Raw genomic sequence first — 18,211 nt, 5'->3', positions numbered from 1 at the left:
GAATAATAAAACGCCCCGCTACGCACTGAGGGAGTGCGTGGCGGGGCGGTCTGCTGAAAAAGGGTCTTGAAGTGAAGAACTATGCCTTTACAGCCGCTGTTTCTTCGAGGTAGGCAGCTTCATCGTCATCATTGTGAGCACCGATTTTCTTGGCGATGGTTTCGGTGACCGCGGCAATCGTGGCATCACCGGTGACGTTGGTTGCGGTACCGAAAGAATCCTGAGCCAGGTAAAGGGCGATCATCAGAGCCACCATTGACTCATCGAAACCGAGCATGGACTGCAACAGACCGATTGCGGTCATCACAGCGCCACCGGGTACACCGGGAGCAGCAACCATCATGACACCGAGCACCAGAATCACGGGAACCATACTTGTGAGAGAAAGGTCGCCGTTGGTCATGTACAGCACCGCTACGGCGCAGGAGGTGATGGTGATCATCGAACCTGAGAGGTGGATGTTAGCGCACAGGGGCACTGCGAAATCAACGATACGACCCGAAACGCCAGCATTTTTAGCGCTGCGAACCGTTACAGGAATGGTTGCCGCAGATGACTGGGTGCCCAAAGCGGTGAAATAGGCAGGCATCATGTTCTTCAAGAAGGTGATGGGGTTGCGCTTAGTGATGGCACCTGAAACGGTGTACTGAATGAGCAGCATAGTCCAGTGCAGTAGAATAACCATGATGAATACCTTGCCGAAGACCTGCAGAATCATGGCAACTTCACCGGCAAGGGTCATATTCGCAAAGACACCCACGATGTGTACGGGCAGCAGGGGAATGATGACGTAGCTCAACAGCTTTTCGATGATGGTCTGGAAGTCCTGGAAGATACCCAACAGGTTCTTGTTGGGCAGGGCGGTAAGACCAAGACCGAGGATGAAGGAGAGAATCAGGGCGCTCATGACCGACATAATTGGATCAAGGGTGAAGGTGAGGTAACCGGCTGAGAGTGACTCTTCGGGGTTCTCAAAAGAGGTGAGGCGCTGCCCCTTCAAAATGGTGGGGTAGATCAGCAGAGCAACGGTGATTGCCACAAAACCTGCAAACACGCTGGAGAAATAGGCCAAACCGAGGGTGGTGCCCAGCAGCTTACCTGCGCCCTTGGCGAGCGAACCGATGCCCGGCACGATGAACCCGATAATAATCAGCGGAATAGCGAAGCTCAAGAAAGCGCTGAATACGGTGGAGAATGAAACAAAAAGCTGAACAACGAGGTCGGTGGGTAGTGCCCAGCCGGTAGCACCGTTGACGCCGCTGATGATGCCTGGGGTGAATGAACCAATGAGCACACCGGAGGCGATGGCGATGATGATCCAAACGAGCAGAGGGATTCTCTTCATAGAAGTTCCTTGGAGATGTGTGGCAAGGTGCTGAAACCTTGCGGAATTTACCGCTTAATCCTAATCGGTATCAACTCTGAGCGAGACTTCAGGCATCACCATATGAGAGAGGTGTGAATAAGCGCACCTTAGGGTTCTGAAACTTTGCTTAGGGCACGTGGGGAACACTGGCTGACTTCGGCAGGTCAATGAGGGCGTTGGTGATGCGACCGGTTGCGATGAGTTTGCCAGCATCGTTTACGATATCAACGCTGTGAACGCAGAGGGTTTTGCCCAATTTGACGGCGGTGCAGGTGGCAGTCACAGTGCCCGATAGTGCGGGGCGCAGGTGGGTGATATTCAAATCCACCCCGGCAGCGGCGCGTCCTGCTCCCGCGTGTAGATTAGCGGCGAAAGACCCAACCGATTCAACCAAAGCGGCGGATGCGCCCCCATGCAAAAGACCGTAGGGCTGGGTGTTGCCCGCAACGGGCATAGTGGCAACTGTTTTTTCTGCGGTGAATTCGCTAAAGACAATGCCCAACTTCTCAACCAGCGACCCCACACCTACTGCACGCAAATGTTCGTGCAGTTCTTGGGGGATTCCGTGGCGATTGAGCTGGTCGGTGAAATCGGGGGAGAGATGGGGCGTAGACATAACGGTGCTCGCTTTCATGGAGGGTTTTAAAGGAGATAAGAATCTAGCCTTAAGTGTACGGGGTGAACCTCATGTGCTTTGGAGAATATCGGGTGCATCGATGCTGGGTAAGCGGGTAGGATTGACCCCGTGATGACTTCAAATACTCAAGAACCCACTGGCCGCCTGCTCCTTATTGACGGTCATTCACTGGCTTTCCGTTCTTTCTACGGTGTACCCCCTGAGAGTTTTCAGACATCTTCGGGGCAATACACCAACGCTGTCTACAGTTTTTTGAACACCCTTTTAGGGCAGATTAAAGCTGAGAACCCCACTCATATTGTGGTGGCGTTTGATCTTTCTGGTCCGACCTTCCGCGCTGAACAGTACAGCGAATACAAGGGTGGACGCAATGAGACCCCCGTTGAATTTGCGGGGCAGATTGAGCTGATTCAGCGAGCTCTTGAGGCTTTGAATATTCCGTGGATTACCAAGGAATCCTATGAGGCTGATGACATCGTTGCCACCATGACAGCCCGCGGCAAAGACGCAGGTTTTGAGGTGCTCATTATTTCTGGCGACCGTGATTCCTTTCAGCTGGTCGGCGACGGTGTGACCCTGCTCTACCCGGTGACTTCTGGTGTTTCTAAGGGTATCCGCCGTATGGGTCCTGCTGAGATTCAAGAGAAGTATAAGGTTGCCCCGCATATCTACCCTGATCTTGCGGCGCTCACCGGTGAACAGGCTGATAATCTGCCCGGCGTGCCGGGCGTGGGCCCCGGCTTTGCGGCCAAGTGGCTCAACGAGTACGGCGATTTGCAGGGCGTACTGGAGAACAAAGACAAGATTAAGGGCAAGAAGGGTGAGGCTCTGCGCGAGAACGTAGACGCCGTGCTGCGTAACCGCCAGCTCAACCGCCTGGTGGATGATCTTGAGCTGGAGATCAGCCTTGAAGACATGGATGACTTCGGCCCTAACCACGAAGCGCTGAACGAACTTTTTGATGAGCTCGAATTTAACACCATTCGCAAGCGCGTTGCTGAAACCTTTGCCGGGCGTGAAGCCGAGGCGGCAGCTCAGGTTGATATGACGATGGGTGAGACACAGGCAATCACCACTGCCGCTGAATTGCGCACCTGGTTGGAGGGTGCATCTGCTTATATCGCTGCGGTTGAACGCGCTACTGAGGTGCCCGAACGTTTAGCGGATGCTATTGTTCTGCACCCCGTACTCGATACGGATGCACCTGAGGCGGGCAACGCCCACGAGAAGCAGATTCTGGGTATGGTGCTGCTTGCTGGCGCTGAACCCGCTTGGATTGATGCTGTAGAAATCTCCCCGGAGCTAGAAACCGCTCTGGCTGACTGGTTGGCTGACCCCGCCGCTGCCAAGATTGTTTTTGACGTTAAATCCCAGTACAAGAACTTTGCTGCCCGAGGGTTTGAGCTTGCAGGCGTTGTTGACGACCCTATGCTCAGTTCTTATGTGTGCGGTTTCATTCCCACCGCTAAGCAGCGCAGCTTCACCGCGATGATGCAGGAGCTCAGCGAAAAATACCTGCTCGACTCTTTCCCGCAAGAAGAAGCTGAGACTAAGCCATCGCAGGGGGATCTTTTCGCCCCTGATGTTGCTGTCAACACCGCCTACCAGGGGCTAGTTGCACGTTTTGTGCTTGAGCTTGCCTACGCTCTTCACGCCGATTTGGTCGCTCAAGAGCAGCTGGCTCTGGTAGAAACTATGGAGCTGCCCCTAGCTAAGGTTTTGGCTGAGATGGAACGCCACGGCATTGCCCTGAACACCGAGGTGCTGGGGGAGCTCAAGAGCTACTACGACACTCATATTCAGCGTGCCAAAGAGGCTGCTTTTGCGGTCATTGGTCACGAAGTGAACCTGGGATCGCCCAAGCAGCTGCAGGCGGTTCTCTTTGAAGAGCTCGATTTACCCAAGACTCGTAAGCTCAAGAGCGGCTACTCCACAGATGCTGAGTCGATGGCTGATTTGCTGTTGAATATCAGCCCCGATTCAGATGGTGCTCATTTCTTGCAGGCACTGGGCACCTACCGTGATTACACCAAACTCAAGCAGACCGTTGAGGGACTGGGTAAAGCTGTGGCAGCAGACGGACGCGTACACACCACCTTCCAGCAAAATGCCACCACCACCGGTCGTCTTGCATCCATTGAGCCCAACCTGCAGAACATCCCGATTCGCACCGAAGAGGGGCGTAAGATTCGTGACGTTTTCGTAGTCGACCCCGCAGCGGTGGACGGTATTAACTACAGCATCCTACTAACTGCCGACTACTCACAGATTGAAATGCGCATCATGGTGCACCTCTCAGGCGACGAAAAATTAGTGCAGGCCTACCGTGATGGTGAAGACCTCCACCGCTTTGTTGGCTCCCAGGTCTTCGGCGTAGAACCCGAAGAGGTAACCTCGGAAATGCGCGCGAAGGTCAAGGCAATGTCGTACGGTCTTGCCTACGGTCTGACTAAGTTTGGTCTCTCCAAGCAGCTGGGCGTCAGCGTTGAAGAAGCATCAAAGCTCACGGTCAACTACTTCCAGCGTTTTGGCAAGGTAGGGCGTTTCTTGCGTAACACCGTGAAAGACGCCAACAAGTCCGGTTACACAGAGACCATGTTTGGCCGCCGCCGCGTCCTGACTGATCTTGGCACTTCTAACCGTCAGCGTCGCGAAGCCGCCGAACGCGCAGCGCTCAACGCTCCCATTCAGGGAACAGCGGCAGATATTATGAAGGTCGCCATGCTTAACGTGCATGAGCGCCTGCGTCTTGAAAAGCTGCAAACCCGCATGCTGCTACAGGTTCACGACGAACTGATTCTCGAAGTCGCCCCCGGTGAAGAAGAACAGGCAGCTCGTCTGCTTGAAGAAGAGATGAGCGGTGCTATCGAACTGCTTGTACCCCTTGATGTACAAGCCGGCACCGGCGCATCCTGGCACCAGGCTGGTCACTAAATGGCAGATAAAACTCAGATAGAAACCCGCGCGCAAGATGTAACCATTACCTATCTGCAGATGCTTCAAGCACCTGCCGATAAGGGGGAGGCTGTTCTGCCCGAAAATGCGCGCTTGGAACGGGTCGAGCACCCCACCCCAGAACTCGCCCGCTGGCTCTACTCCGCGGTGGGCGGGCCCTGGCGCTGGTACGAACGCCTCACTTGGAGCTTTCAACAATGGGCAGACGAACTAGCTGAAGCAGGCGCCGAAATCTGGCTACTGACCGTCAACGGAACACCCTCCGGCTATTGCCAACTTGCCGCTCACGTTGAAACCTCCAACAGGCAAGCACACACCGAAACCGAGATTCTCTACTTCGGTCTGCTGGAAAACACTCACGGGCAAGGACTCGGACGCGCCCTGCTCACCGCGATGGTGAACAGAGCCTGGGACCTGCACACTCGCCACCCCCTGCCACCGGTCAAACGCGTGTGGGTACACACCTGCACCTTAGATGGCGCTCATGCGCTCGCCAACTATCAGCGCCGCGGGTTCGAAATCTACGGTAGCCACACCGAAGAAGAAATCATTCCCAAAGAACCGCTCACTGGTTGGCAGTCAATGTTCATCACCCCCGCAGATCTTAGCTAGAGGGTGGTGCGACACACCCGGACGCGCGGATTGCCGTCTATTCTCGCTCTGCCAGTGTGTTTCGCACCAAACTCACACAGCAACACGCCCCAAAACATTGATTAAAACTAACGCGCACCCCTACTATTGAAAAGTGCGTGTTATTAACGCGCGCAATTGTCCGAATAAACCTCGGTACAGAGTGAACCACTCGCCCTTTATCGCCTCGCGAACGCGTCTTGAGCTTTCAAACCCAAGATTTCCGCGTCCGCCTGTGCAATAAGCCGACTGTACTGACTAACCATATCTATCCATATTGGAGCCCTTTACATTGAGCACCAACACTCCTCAGGTTGCAATCAACGACATCGGAACTGAAGAAGACTTCCTCGCAGCAGTCGATGCAACCATCAAGTACTTCAACGACGGCGATCTCGTCTCAGGTGAAGTTGTCAAGGTAGACCACGATGAGGTTCTTCTCGACATCGGTTACAAGACCGAAGGCGTTATTCCCTCACGTGAACTTTCCATCAAGCACGACGTAGATCCCGGCGAAGTTGTTTCCGTTGGTGACGAAGTTGAAGCTCTTGTCCTCACCAAAGAAGACAAAGAAGGTCGCCTGATTCTCTCCAAGAAGCGCGCACAGTACGAACGCGCCTGGGGCGACATCGAGCAGATCAAGGAAAACGACGGTGTTGTTACCGGTACCGTCATCGAAGTTGTCAAGGGTGGTCTTATCCTCGACATCGGTCTGCGCGGCTTCCTCCCCGCTTCACTCGTTGAAATGCGTCGCGTTCGTGACTTGGCACCCTACATCGGTCAGGAAATCGAAGCGAAGATTATCGAGCTCGACAAGAACCGCAACAACGTTGTTCTGTCACGCCGTGCATGGCTCGAGCAGACCCAGTCAGAGGTTCGCTCAACCTTCCTCAACCAGCTCGAAAAGGGTCAGGTTCGCTCAGGCGTTGTTTCCTCAATCGTCAACTTCGGTGCATTCGTGGACCTTGGCGGCGTAGACGGTCTGGTACACGTATCAGAACTGTCATGGAAGCACATCGACCACCCCTCAGAGGTTGTTGAAGTAGGTCAGGAAGTAACCGTAGAGGTTCTTGAAGTTGACCTGGATCGCGAACGCGTTTCACTGTCACTCAAGGCAACCCAGGAAGATCCTTGGCAGACCTTCGCGCGCACCCACGCTCTCGGTCAGGTCGTGCCCGGTAAGGTTACCAAGCTTGTTCCCTTCGGCGCATTCGTACGCGTTGAAGACGGCATCGAAGGCCTCGTTCACATCTCAGAACTTGCTGTTCGCCACGTAGATCTGGCTGAGCAGGTTGTTTCAGTGAACGACGAACTGTTCGTCAAGGTTATCGACATCGATCTCGATCGCCGCCGCATCTCACTGTCACTCAAGCAGGCAAACGAAGGCGTTGACCCCGAGTCAACCGAATTCGATCCCGCTCTGTACGGCATGGCAGCAGAATACGACGAAGAGGGCAACTACAAGTACCCCGAGGGCTTCGACCCCGAGACCAACGAATGGCTCGAAGGTTTCGAAACCCAGCGTGCAGCATGGGAGCAGCAGTACGCTGACGCTCAGGCTCGCTGGGAAGCTCACAAGGTACAGGTTGCTAAGGCAATTGAAGCAGACGCAGAAGCAGCTGCAGCAGCGCCCGCATCCTCATCATCTTCAGCACCCGCAGAAGCAGCACCCACCTCATACTCATCAGACGACAAGGCTGCTGAGTCAGGTACCCTTGCATCAGACGAGGCACTTGCTGAACTGCGTAAGAAGCTGACCGGCAACTAATCCCTTATAGGATGAAAGCCTAGCTTCTAGCTCACAAAAGATCCCACCTAAGAAGGTGGGGTCTTTTGTTGTATCTGGGCCAGGCATCAGCCTGATCCCCGGAACATCGAGATGTTACCAGGGAGAGAACTACACCCACTCGGTGGTTGTCCAAGTGACGGTTGCTGAACCGGCAGAGAGCGCAGCTACCTGTTCGTTTGCTTTCTCTTTGTTCTGATCTTCATCAGCAACACCGATGCGAACAACGGCGTGGGCTGAAAGATAGTCGGTACCTATGACGGTAAAACCGTGGGAGCGTAAGTCGTTCTCGAAGCGCCCTGCATCAGCGTGGCTGATAATGATCTCACCCAGACGCAGTCGCTGGCGGGTCACCAGGGGAGCCTCGTCGAGAACCTGAACCACCGCGTCCGTATAGGCACGTACTAACCCGCCAGCGCCCAGTTTGATGCCCCCAAAGTAACGCACCACCACGGCACAGATATCAGAGAGATCAGTTGCCTCGGTGCCCTCTGAGTGGTGGGCGCGGCGCGACAACAGGGCTTGAAGCATGGGGATACCCGCTGTACCAGCTGGCTCGCCGTCGTCAGATGAACGTTGAATCTCCCGATCGGCTCCGATAACAAAAGCCGAGCATACGTGCCGTGCATTATGGTAAACCTTACGTAGAGATTCAATGTATTGGCGGGCCTCTGCCTCGGATTCTACGCGTTTGACGTGCCCAATGAACTCGCTTCTTTTAATCTCAAGTAGAGATTCAACTGGTTCACGGTGGGAAATAACGGTGTAGCGAGTGGCGCGAGTTTCTTCAGTCATATTGATTCTCATTCTACGCCCCAGCGCGTTAGCTACGGAGGAGCGTGGCAGAATGGGGGAATACGAGTACACGGCTCAAAGGAGAAAAGCGTGCGGCTAGGGCTTACCGGTGGAATTGGTTCGGGTAAATCAACAGTGGCGAAGATACTAGAGGAACAGGGGGCCACGGTTATCGACGCTGATGCTATCTCTCGTCAGCTGATGCAGCCGGGGCATCGCGTCCTTACCCAAACAGCAGAAACCTTCGGTAACTCCATTCTTCACCCCGATGGTAGCCTGAACAGGGCAGCCTTGGCTGAGATTATTTTCAAGGACGCGGCGGCTCGTGAAAAGCTCAACGCCATAGTACACCCGGCAGTGCGTGAGGAATCAGCCCGCATCGCAGATTACGCTCAACAAACCCCGGACTTTAGCGGCATTATCGTGGAAGACATACCACTGCTCACCGAAACCGGTCAGGCTGATCGTTTTGACGCGGTTATTGTCGTTGAGGCAGACCCCGAGGTGCGTGTGCAGCGCCTAGTGGGTATACGCGGTATGAGCGAGGCTGATGCGCGTGTACGCATGAACGCCCAGGCAAGCGATAGTCAGCGTCGGGCGATAGCTACCTGGGTGCTTGATAACAGCGGTAACATTGAGCAAACTCGCGGGCAGGTTGAACAAATCTGGCTAAAAATTCAAGAGTTGAAGACAGCTGGGTCATAAGAGTGCCCTAAGGCTTGTGAAGCGCTGGATATCAGCTAGGGAATTTGACTATGATGGCACGTCACCTTTAATAAGATGGGGTGAGCCTGCGCCACCGTGGTCATGCCGGTGCGGGTCACACACGTGCCACAGGGATAACACCGTGATTCACAAGATACACGATCGTTTGGGGCTGCGAACCAGTCCCGCTATTTTCTTTCTTTCAGCCGGATTCGTTCTAATTTTTACCCTCGCGATGGCGGCGTTCCCCACCGAGGTGGGCGATAGTTTCGGCATCATGTCGTCTTTCATCATTGAGTACCTGGGTTGGTTCTACGTTTTGGGCGTTGCCATCTTCGCTATTTTCTTGGTCTACATGGCGGTCAGCCGTTTTGGTCGTATCAAGTTGGGCGATGATGATGCAGACCCCGAATATTCAGGTCTTGCCTGGTTTGGCATGATGTTTGCTGCCGGTGTGGGTGCGGTGCTGCTCTTCTGGGGTGCCGCTGAACCTATCAGCCACTACGCTAACCCGCCCTATGAGGGCGTTGAGCCTTTGAGCAACGAGGCAATTCTTGATTCGCTTGCTATTTCAAACCTGCACATTGGTTTGGGCGTGTGGATTATTCTTGTGGTTCCCGGTCTAGCTTTTGGTTACTTTACCTACAAGCGCAAGCTACCCCCGCGCGTTTCTTCTGTATTCCAGCCCCTTCTGGGTGATGGCATTCACGGCCCAATCGGTAAAGCCATTGACTCCATTGCTATTATCTCAACCGTTTTCGGTATCGCCGTTTCGGTCGGTATGGGTGCCCTGCAGATCAACTCGGGCATGAACATCATGTACGGTGTGCCGGTGGAAGGCTGGGTTCAGGCAATCATCATTGCTGTCATCACCGCTACCGGTATTGCCTCCGTTGTTGCTGGTATGGACAAGGGCGTGAAGATGATTTCTTACGTCAATATTCTGCTGGCAATCGCCCTGATGCTCTTCATCTTGATGGCTGGCGCTTCACGCTACATCATCACCGGCACCATCGAGTCTGCGGGTTACTTCTTCCAGAAACTGCCCGTTATGCTGTTCTTCAACGATGCGCTCAATGATACCGGCTGGATCGGTTCATGGACTGTCTTTTACTGGGCATGGACTATCACCTGGGCACCCTTCGTTGGCTTGTTCATCGCTAAGATTTCACAAGGTCGCACCATTCGCCAGTTCATCGTGGCTGCAATTTCTGGTCCTTCATTATTCACCATGTTGTGGCTTGGCGTCTTCGGTTTCTCGGCATTCAACATTGAACGCAACGAGAATGGCACTTTGATTCAGCGCGTTGTTGAGGAAGGCGATATTCCTGCCGCACTCTTTGAGTTCCTCGGTCACTTCCCTGCCTACCAGATCGTAGCGGTTGTTACCCTGATTGTTATTACCCTTTTCTTCGTTACCTCCATTGACTCCGCAGCCCTGGTGATGGATTCAATGTCCAACGGTCATGAGGACGAAGCACCCCGCCGTCAGCGCGTATTCTGGGCACTTGCCATCGGCATGGTCTGTGCCATCATCTTGGTCTCCGCTGGCGATAATGGGCTCAAAGCACTGCAGAACGTTATTATCGTGATTGGTCTGCCCGTGTTGGCACTGGGCTACCTGCAGATGTGGATGATTGTGCGAGGCGTTCGTGAGGACGCCGGTGAGCTGCCTCCGATGCGCACCCGCCAGTGGAAGCGCGTCTTGCCCATTGAGGAATACCACCGCCGTGCTCAAGAAGATATCTCATCCGTTGAAGATGTCGTGATGCGTCCGGAGTACGAAGTCGGTACTGAACCAGAATTTGAATCCCTGGTACCTAATACCGGTCAGATTCGCATTGTCACCGCTGACGAAATTGCTCAGGATGCTCAGGAGAAGACGATTGCTGGAGCGCCTGCTGGCAAGTTCGCCACCCACGAGTTCATCAGCACCGATTCAATGGACGCTGTGCAAATTGATCCCAACACGGGTAAGCCCACCGGTTCACGCCGAGGAGCCTAACCCCTCCCGCAGGGAGTAGGGTACTCAAGACCTGCTCTGCTCCTGAGGAACTAAATTAAATACAGCGCAGACCCGCTCCTCGCCCCGTTTCAGGTGGGCGAAGGGCGGGTTTGCCGTTTTGCTAGTGAAAACTACTTGATACATACCTATTTTTACGAAAAAGATTTTGATAGGCCTTCTGCACCGTCTTCAAAGATTCAACTGCTTCGTGGACTACTGACCTTTACAAAGGCCCCAAGTGGTGAGGAGCCCTACTGCTGGTACCGGGGTACCTTGTCGTTACCCTCCTCATGAGCGGTGTGGGCGCTGACCTGGCTGCCAAGATGCACCCAGACTCACTCCCGGTACCCCCCGAAATACTTGCCTACCTGCAGTCGTAGCCCTGGGTCTCGGTGCTGTTTAACGTTCTTGCTATGGTTCATCTTCACCGCCTTACAGTTCCTTTCTGCACTGCCGAACATGCTGGGTATGGATTGTCAATAGCCAAACCCTAAAATATATGCCCTCTCCGGTGATGCACCGGGGAGACCTTTTGTGTATTCGGGTATAGGCACAGGTGGATGCGTGTGCGCTAATTCTTCCAGTAGCGTAGGTGCTTTCACGGGTAGGGCGCGGGGACTAATCTTAAAAGCATGAGCCTTGCCAAAGAAATCAAACGCGTTGTTGCCCCCTTTGAAGTTATCTCTGAGTACCAGCCCGCAGGTGACCAGCCGCAGGCAATCGCGGAGCTGACCGAGCGCATCCAGAACGGCGAAAAAGACGTAGTGCTCATGGGTGCTACAGGTACGGGTAAATCAGCAACCTCTGCATGGCTTATTGAAAAACTGCAGCGTCCCACCCTGGTAATGGTGCAAAATAAAACCCTAGCGGCGCAGCTTGCTAACGAGTTACGGGAGCTTCTACCCAATAACGCGGTAGAGTACTTCGTCTCCTACTACGACTACTACCAACCCGAGGCTTACGTACCGCAGACCGATACTTTCATCGAGAAGGATTCTTCGATCAACGAGGAAGTCGAACGGCTGCGCCACTCGGCAACCAACGCCCTGCTCACCCGCCGTGATGTGGTGGTCGTAGCTACCGTTTCGTGTATTTACGGCTTGGGTACTCCTGAAGAGTACGTTGAGCAGATGGTAACCCTCGAACGCGGCCAGGAAATGGACCGCGATGCCCTGCTGCGTCAGTTCGTACAGATGCAGTATGTACGCAACGACATGGACTTTCACCGCGGAACCTTCCGCGTACGTGGGGACACCGTAGAAATTATTCCCATGTACGAAGAACACGCGATCCGCATTGAGTTCTTTGGCGATGAGATTGAAGCGATTTACACCCTTCACCCGCTGACAGGCAACATCATTCGCGAAGAGAACGAGATGTACGTTTTTCCCGCCTCCCATTACGTTGCCGGTGCCGAGCGCATGAAGCGTGCCATTGCATCCATCGAACACGAAACCCAGGAACGACTTAAAGAACTAGAGTCCCAGAACAAGCTGCTTGAAGCCCAGCGTCTGCGCATGCGTACCCAGTATGACCTGGAGATGATGGAGCAGATGGGTTACTGCAACGGCATTGAGAACTATTCACAGCACATTGATGGACGCGCAGCAGGTAGCGCTCCGCACTGTTTGCTGGATTACTTTCCCGATGATTTCTTGCTCATTGTCGATGAATCCCATGTAACGATTCCGCAGATCGGTGCCATGTACGAGGGCGATATGAGCCGTAAGCGCACCCTGGTAGAACACGGCTTCCGCCTGCCTTCTGCGATGGATAACCGCCCGCTGAAGTGGGGCGAGTTCTTAGAGCGCATTGGGCAGACCGTTTATCTCTCGGCAACCCCTGGCAAGTATGAGCTTTCGCAGGCTGATGGGGTAGTGGAGCAGATTATTCGCCCCACCGGTTTGATTGACCCCGAGATCATCGTTAAACCCACTACCGGTCAGATTGATGACCTACTGGATGAGGTACGCATCCGCACCGAACGCGATGAACGTGTACTGGTCACCACCCTCACTAAGCGCATGGCTGAGGATCTGACTGACTACCTCACTGAGCACGGGATCAAAGTTCAGTACCTGCACTCGGATGTTGATACCCTGCGCCGCGTTGAACTGCTGCGCGAACTGCGTTTGGGCGTCTTCGACGTGCTGGTGGGTATCAACCTGCTACGAGAGGGGCTTGATCTTCCTGAGGTTTCGCTGGTTGCTATTTTGGACGCGGACAAACAGGGGTTCTTGCGCTCCACTACGTCATTGATTCAGACCATCGGTCGAGCTGCCCGAAACGTCTCAGGTCAGGTACACATGTACGCTGACAAAATCACCGATTCAATGCAGACCGCTATTGACGAGACCAACCGCCGTCGTGAGATTCAGCAGGCATACAACAAGAAACACGGTGTTGATCCGCAGCCACTGCGTAAGAAGATTGCCGATATTACTGACCAGCTTGCGCGCGAGGACGAAGACACCCAAGAGCTGCTGAAGATGCGCAAGGGCGCGGGTAAGAAAACCGCACCCGTTCAAACCGCCGCGAAAAAAGCCAAGGACCAGCAGGCGTCCTCACCCGAAGCAGATGCCCTCTTGGCGCGGGGCGAGAGAGTTCGCGCCGACGGGCTGGCATCTGAAGGTGCCGAAGAGTTGATGGATCTCATTGAGAACATGCATGCCCAGATGATGCAGGCAGCCGAAGAGCTCAAATTCGAACTTGCCGGGCGTTTGCGCGACGAAATTGGGGATCTTAAAAAGGAACTGCGGCAGATGCAGGCGGCAGGGCACGCTTAATATAGCGTGCATTTTCACAACCCTTGACTGAGCCCCTGTCATCAAATATGGGGACCTTTGCTAGGGCAATGCTTTGTGTGCCGGTGACTAACCTGCACATCGGTCTTACTTGATGAAAGATAAAACACACGACTGATAACGCTTCGCGGCTAGTTGCTGTGCAAAAGGCATACGATAACGAGAAAAAGAACACCACAGTTGCTTGGGTTCTGTGGTTTTTCACCGGTGGTTTGGGCGGATACCGTTATTACCTAGGTGATATCAAGTATGCAATTGCATGACTTTGTTCAACTGGATGATGCCCCCTGGTATCTACTGATTGATGCCTTCTTCATCAACGGTCGTTTGCATCAGATTAATGCCAGAAAACAGCGTGAAATCCTTACTCGTTATGGTGTAATTGATTAGCTTTTCACGCACCAGCAGCCTATGGCAGCTCATATCTCTCCGAACGCTCAGCCCGTGGCACCTGTGGCACAGCAGGAGAACCCGGTAGCGCGTCCTGAGTAGTCTCATGAGACTGCTGCTCCTCAGATTCAGCAGTACAAGCCTGTTGAGAACACTTGTGCCCCGAATCCACTAACGTTCAGAAAGATCGTCCTAACGCCTAATTATTATTGAGAAGCGACAGCGTTATCAGGATCTCGCTTCTTTTTTATTTAATGGCGTCTTGTTCGCCCCCACAAAATTCCAAATTAGACACGGGCGCGCGGTAATCTGAGATTCTCAATAGTTTTAAGTGAGGGTTTGTCAACCATGAACAAAACACAGAAAAATTCCATCAGCCTAACAGGTTTAGCCCTAGTCTTAGGTCTTGTTGCAGGGTGCAGCACACCGCAAGAACCTGTAGTTGCGCCGTCGTCCGCTGCATCCAGCAGCTCAACCCCATCAGTGGCACCAACCCCCACCCCTGAACCTACAGTTGAGCCCACTCCCGAAATGACGGAAGGGCCGGCACCTGAACCTACACCCGAGGAAACCGCACCACCTGAACCAGCGCTTCCTTCCCCCGTGATACCCGAAGGGCATAAAGTTGTAGCGTCACAGGCGAATGCCGTGTCATTTGCTGTGCCCGGTGACTGGGCTGAATTTCATGCCCAGCAGACCCCTGATCAGGTGCAAGAGATTGTTGCCCAGTTGCCACCTGAGATGAACCTCGACGCACAGAAACTGCAAACATTTTTCACTGAGCTAGATGCTATAGCGGTTGCCCCCGTAGCTGGTGACCAGGCAGTAAACGTGAATATTCAGGTGCCTGACTATACCGTGGCGGGTGGAGTGAGCGAGGAACTGGCACGACAGCACACCCAAGCATCGGGCGCGAACTTTACAGGCTTCGTGGAGAAAGACTCACCGGTGGGCAAGGTTCAGCACACTACCTACACCACATCCAAAAACGGTAAAGAACTGCACGGTGTCTTCGTCTTTGTTCCGGTAACAGGCAGTACCGCGACCTCAATCGTCACGGTCACTGCTGCAACTCCGGAACGAGCCCAGCAGGTAGCCGATGAAGTAACCGCATCCTTCCAAACTTTCTAGAGACCCCCTGTAATAGAGCCTGCAGCTGGCATTGAGAACGCGCCGCCGCGCACTTGAGAGAAGTTACGGGGCGGCGCTTTGCCATCTCACGTCATGACGCGCGTGTCTATGGAGATACTCACACCTACCTCTTGCACAGGCGAAACTTCTTTTGCTGTAAAGTAGTTGCACGAGCAAGGGAGTACCCCGCCAACACCATTTCGTCATCACGAGAGCCAAGGAAGTCACTCCGGAATGGTACCTGCTATAAGCAGGTGGGAGAGACTTGTGGTCATTGTCCTATCAATCCCACAAGAAAGGCTCCCATGGAAATTTCTGGGCTCCAGTGGATTCTTACCCTGGTATTTATTCTTGGTCTACTCGCGTACGACTTCTTCTTCCATGTGCGTAAAGCACATGAACCCACCATTAAAGAAGCAGCGGTATGGTCTGCCATCTACATCGGCATCGCCCTGCTCTTTGGTCTAGTGATTTGGTTCTTCGACGGTCCACGCTACGGTGCTGAGTACTACGGTGGTTACATCACCGAAAAGGCCCTGAGCGTTGATAACCTCTTCGTCTTCCTCATCATTATGGCGTCCTTCAAGGTGCCGCGCGCTGACCAGCAGAAAGTACTGCTCTTCGGCATTATCTTCGCGATGATTGCCCGCTCCATCTTCATCTTCTTAGGTGCTGCTGCCATTGAACGCTGGAGCTGGGTTTTCTACATCTTCGGTATCATCTTGCTACTGACCGCAGGAAACCTGCTCAAGGGTGAAGTTACCGACTCTGAAGAGGGCGAGGATGAAGCCAACAACTTCATCGTGCGCCTCGCCAAAAAGATGTTCCACACCACCGACTACTACGATGGCGATAAGCTCTTCACCGTAGAAAACGGTAAGAAGGTCATGACCCCCATGCTGCTGGTCATGGTAGCAATCGGCGGTACCGACGTCCTCTTCGCACTAGATTCAATTCCCGCAATCTTCGGTTTGACCCAGGAAAGCTACATCGTTTTCACTGCTACCGCATTCTCCCTCATGGGCCTGCGTCAGCTCTACTTCTTGATTGACGGTCTGCTTGACCGCCTGATCTACCTCTCCTGGGGTCTGGCGCTCATCCTTGCCTTCATCGGTGTCAAGCTGATTCTGCACGCACTGCACGAAAACACCCTGCCCTTCATTAACAATGGAGAACCCGTACACGTTGCAGAGGTCGGTATCGAACTGTCGCTAGCAGTTATTATCGGTGTTCTCATGATTACTGTTCTCGCATCGCTTTACTCGCCCAAGGGTAAGGCACTGGCAACCATCCAGCGCGTCCAGAAGTACTCAGAAGAGTACCTGAACCTACCCGATAACGCTCCCGAGGCGCAGCGCCACGAACTTTCCATGAAGCTCAACAATGAGTTGGAAAAGTCCAAGCGCATTCCTCAGAAGTACCGCGATGAGCTGATTGAATCAGAAAGCGAATACCACGATCTTGTGGATCGTGCTCGCGGCGCTCATGCCGCTCACCGCAACGCATAAGCGGTAAAAGATACTGCCCCGGGGCATCTCCTGAGGAGAGCCGGGGCAGTTCTTATGGCGTCCTTTTCAAGGGGTATGCAGGTTATTGAAGGTCGAAATCTCGGTGGTTGAGCGGACGCTGCAGGCTAGCTGCTAGCGTGATGACTAGTGCAGCAGCAACCCATACCAGAGGCTGAGCTGCGGGAAAAGCATCTGCAACGATATCCAGAACACTACCCACCACGAAGTTGCCCAGTAGCACGGCAATACCGCCGCAGGTGGCAATGAAACCGAGGTAGGCAGCTTTGGCGTGGGTTGGGGTGTGGATAGAAACATGGCTCAGCGCTTGCGGGGAAACCAATAAGTGCCCGGCTCCAATTAACAGAGCACCGGTGATAATCAGCGTTGGGCTGCCGATTGACTCAAGGAACACCGGAGCAGTATCAGCTGTATTCCACTGCGCCGCACCGAGGATGAGCAGGCCCAAGGCGCTGATACAGTAACCAACCCTGAGCGTGGTGGCAACACTAAACTTACTCGAAAGATAAGAAATTGGCACCTGACCTACCAGCACCACAACAGATATTGCGGCAAAAGCTGCTGCTAACACTTTGTGGGAATCTTGCACAGCTGCGGCTATCAGCGGTAGCGCAAAGTAGAGCTGGTTGTAGCAGAAAAGGTCGACCGAATGCAGGGCTGCAAAACGGGTAAAACCCCGGTTTTTGACCACGGCGAGTATGCGCGAAAAGATCATTGAGCTTTGCGCGAGAACCCCACCTGGTGTTGAACCTGCCGTGGATATGGACACGTCACCGGACGCGTCCTGTTGGGTATCGGGGAGTAAGAACCAGAAGATGCCCCACAGCAGGATAAAGACTGCTGCGCCTACCACAGCGACCAAGGTGAAGCCGTGATCAATCAGTGAGTAGCCGAGTAAGGGACCGAGCACCGCTCCTATCTCGCCGGTGACGTTAAGCCAGGCGAAAAGAGTGGTACGCCCGTTGACGGCGGTTGTTCCCTCAGCGGCGCGTTGTTGGTCTGCCTGGGCAATGTAAAGATTAAGGGCGGGAGAGAAGAGCGCCCCACCTAAGCCGGTGAATACAGTGCCCGCTACGAATATGGCGAGGGCTACCCCTGGGATTGTGCTTGTTACAGCGGTGCCGAGAGCTAGCGCGGTGAAACCGAGAACGCGCACCGTGATGCCGACCAAAAATATTCGGCGTCCACCGAAGTAATCTGCGAGGGCGCCGCCCACAAGAAACATGCCCTGTTGGGCGAAGGTTCGGATGCCGAGAACCATACCGACTGCGGTGGCACTCAGCTCAAATTTTTGTGCCAGCACCAGGGCGATAAAAGGAACCACTGCGTAAAAGCTGAGGTTAAAGGCGGTTTGGGCGCCCAGAAGTAAGGGTATGCGGGGTTTGCGGGATAAGCGGGTGCTGGCTCCGGTAATTTGCGCTCTCACAACACCCTATCTAGAATGATTATCATTAGCGGTTTATTTGAGGTGGACGAGGGAG

General features: G+C 53.9%; 13 protein-coding genes. 9 read left to right on the top strand and 4 right to left on the bottom strand.

Translation table 11 applies throughout. The features are described from left to right. Positions 1-79 precede the first annotated feature (79 nt). Positions 80-1,345 (bottom strand): dicarboxylate/amino acid:cation symporter, encoded by a 1,266-nt coding sequence (locus JTP09_RS01185; RefSeq protein ID WP_204876140.1) that lies wholly within the window; start codon positions 1,343-1,345, stop codon positions 80-82. A gap of 148 nt (positions 1,346-1,493) precedes the next feature. Beyond that, the gene (locus JTP09_RS01180; protein WP_204876139.1) at positions 1,494-1,982 is read right to left on the bottom strand and encodes a PaaI family thioesterase; all 489 of its coding nucleotides are present in this window, start codon (positions 1,980-1,982) and stop codon (positions 1,494-1,496) included. Between the two features lie 132 nt (positions 1,983-2,114). On the opposite strand from JTP09_RS01180, the gene polA reads away from it, so the two are divergent. From polA to rpsA, 3 genes are all read left to right on the top strand, one after another. Continuing rightward, positions 2,115-4,937, top strand: a complete 2,823-nt coding sequence (polA, locus tag JTP09_RS01175; protein WP_204876138.1) for a DNA polymerase I — start codon at positions 2,115-2,117, stop codon at positions 4,935-4,937. Beyond that, a complete protein-coding gene (locus tag JTP09_RS01170; RefSeq protein ID WP_204876136.1) occupies positions 4,938-5,570 on the top strand; it encodes a GNAT family N-acetyltransferase in 633 nt (210 codons plus the stop codon). Between the two features lie 310 nt (positions 5,571-5,880). Further along, positions 5,881-7,356, top strand: a complete 1,476-nt coding sequence (gene rpsA, locus JTP09_RS01165; protein ID WP_204876134.1) for a 30S ribosomal protein S1 — start codon at positions 5,881-5,883, stop codon at positions 7,354-7,356. A 129-nt stretch (positions 7,357-7,485) separates the two neighbouring features. On the opposite strand, the gene JTP09_RS01160 is transcribed toward rpsA, so the two are convergent. Next, entirely contained in the window at positions 7,486-8,169 is a 684-nt protein-coding gene (locus JTP09_RS01160; RefSeq protein ID WP_204876132.1) for a YigZ family protein, read from the bottom strand. Positions 8,170-8,259: 90 nt separating this feature from the next. On the opposite strand from JTP09_RS01160, the gene coaE reads away from it, so the two are divergent. From coaE to JTP09_RS01130, 6 genes are all read left to right on the top strand, one after another. Continuing rightward, on the top strand, positions 8,260-8,874 hold the full coding sequence (coaE, locus tag JTP09_RS01155; protein WP_370592460.1) for a dephospho-CoA kinase: 615 nt from the start codon (positions 8,260-8,262) through the stop codon (positions 8,872-8,874). 142 nt (positions 8,875-9,016) lie between these two features. Further along, positions 9,017-10,879, top strand: coding sequence for a BCCT family transporter (locus JTP09_RS01150; RefSeq protein WP_204876130.1), 1,863 nt, complete (start codon positions 9,017-9,019; stop codon positions 10,877-10,879). 632 nt (positions 10,880-11,511) lie between these two features. Further along, positions 11,512-13,665 carry an excinuclease ABC subunit UvrB gene (uvrB, locus tag JTP09_RS01145; RefSeq protein ID WP_204876128.1) on the top strand — a complete coding sequence of 718 codons (2,154 nt, stop codon included), beginning with the start codon at positions 11,512-11,514 and terminating at the stop codon, positions 13,663-13,665. A gap of 158 nt (positions 13,666-13,823) precedes the next feature. Continuing rightward, positions 13,824-13,946 carry a TM2 domain-containing protein gene (locus JTP09_RS10255; protein WP_204876126.1) on the top strand — a complete coding sequence of 41 codons (123 nt, stop codon included), beginning with the start codon at positions 13,824-13,826 and terminating at the stop codon, positions 13,944-13,946. 475 nt (positions 13,947-14,421) lie between these two features. Beyond that, on the top strand, positions 14,422-15,204 hold the full coding sequence (locus tag JTP09_RS01135; RefSeq protein WP_204876124.1) for a hypothetical protein: 783 nt from the start codon (positions 14,422-14,424) through the stop codon (positions 15,202-15,204). A gap of 305 nt (positions 15,205-15,509) precedes the next feature. Then, positions 15,510-16,712, top strand: coding sequence for a TerC family protein (locus JTP09_RS01130; RefSeq protein ID WP_204876122.1), 1,203 nt, complete (start codon positions 15,510-15,512; stop codon positions 16,710-16,712). 82 nt (positions 16,713-16,794) lie between these two features. On the opposite strand, the gene JTP09_RS01125 is transcribed toward JTP09_RS01130, so the two are convergent. Continuing rightward, complete coding sequence (locus tag JTP09_RS01125; RefSeq protein WP_204876120.1) at positions 16,795-18,156, bottom strand: MFS transporter; 1,362 nt, start codon at positions 18,154-18,156, stop codon at positions 16,795-16,797. Positions 18,157-18,211 lie beyond the last annotated feature (55 nt).

It is taken from the genome of Rothia sp. ZJ1223 (genome assembly GCF_016900985.1).
Classification (GTDB): domain Bacteria; phylum Actinomycetota; class Actinomycetes; order Actinomycetales; family Micrococcaceae; genus Rothia.
This window is presented reverse-complemented; position numbering and strand designations above follow the sequence as displayed.

Coding starts and splice junctions, on each gene's coding strand:
- uvrB (WP_204876128.1), top strand. CDS start 11,512: ATGAGCCTTGCCAAAGAAATCAAACGCGTTGTTGCCCCCTTTGAAGTT.
- JTP09_RS01160 (WP_204876132.1), bottom strand. CDS start 8,169: ATGACTGAAGAAACTCGCGCCACTCGCTACACCGTTATTTCCCACCGT.
- JTP09_RS01185 (WP_204876140.1), bottom strand. CDS start 1,345: ATGAAGAGAATCCCTCTGCTCGTTTGGATCATCATCGCCATCGCCTCC.
- JTP09_RS01135 (WP_204876124.1), top strand. CDS start 14,422: ATGAACAAAACACAGAAAAATTCCATCAGCCTAACAGGTTTAGCCCTA.
- JTP09_RS01180 (WP_204876139.1), bottom strand. CDS start 1,982: ATGTCTACGCCCCATCTCTCCCCCGATTTCACCGACCAGCTCAATCGC.
- polA (WP_204876138.1), top strand. CDS start 2,115: ATGACTTCAAATACTCAAGAACCCACTGGCCGCCTGCTCCTTATTGAC.
- JTP09_RS01130 (WP_204876122.1), top strand. CDS start 15,510: ATGGAAATTTCTGGGCTCCAGTGGATTCTTACCCTGGTATTTATTCTT.
- JTP09_RS01170 (WP_204876136.1), top strand. CDS start 4,938: ATGGCAGATAAAACTCAGATAGAAACCCGCGCGCAAGATGTAACCATT.